General features: G+C 32.5%; 1 protein-coding gene. It reads left to right on the forward strand.

Annotated features, from left to right (window positions below; genetic code table 11):
• The first annotated feature begins 333 nt into the window (after positions 1 to 333).
• Entirely contained in the window at positions 334 to 507 is a 174-nt protein-coding gene (locus tag ACTJJG_RS19020; protein WP_154101079.1) for a hypothetical protein, read from the forward strand.
• The last annotated feature ends 63 nt before the right edge of the window (positions 508 to 570 follow it).

Consider the following 570-nt stretch of genomic DNA (forward strand, 5'->3'; position numbering starts at 1 on the left):
AGTTACTACCAGGTATGAACCAGGACTTTGATCCTGGCAAGTTACTACCAGGTATATTAATTGGCATTTTATTACATTGCTGGTCTCCCTTCAGGTTTAATCCGGGAGTGAAAAAAATGAATAAAATCAACACTTGTTATTTTTTAAGGATTGGCAAAATATGACAAAACATGATGCACATGTACTTAAGTTTAAAATGCAATTTTTTCCTATTAAGCTTTTTATTTTTATTGCGATGTTTTTCTTCACTACAGGGATGTTATTTGCTTCTTTCCTCTCTGTATTTAAGTGTTATTTTTAGCGTCTGAAAGTTCGCATAATGGGAGTTATTTAATGGATTTTACTAAAGATGAATTGGAAGATATTTATTTAACTTATCTTTCTTATGGTGTTATCGATACCCCAGTCATTCGTAAGATAGAAACTTGTTATGTTTTTTGTACTATCTGCGATAAATTGGTTGAGCTTCATGAATCTGAATATCATTTTGAAAGTCATGATGACTGAAAGTTCGCATAATGTGATGCACAGATTATGTTACTAAGCCCCAGTGAGAAGATTACGCAGTCT

The organism is Acinetobacter sp. 22512 (genome assembly GCF_052044755.1).
GTDB classification, from domain to species: domain Bacteria; phylum Pseudomonadota; class Gammaproteobacteria; order Pseudomonadales; family Moraxellaceae; genus Acinetobacter; species Acinetobacter pittii.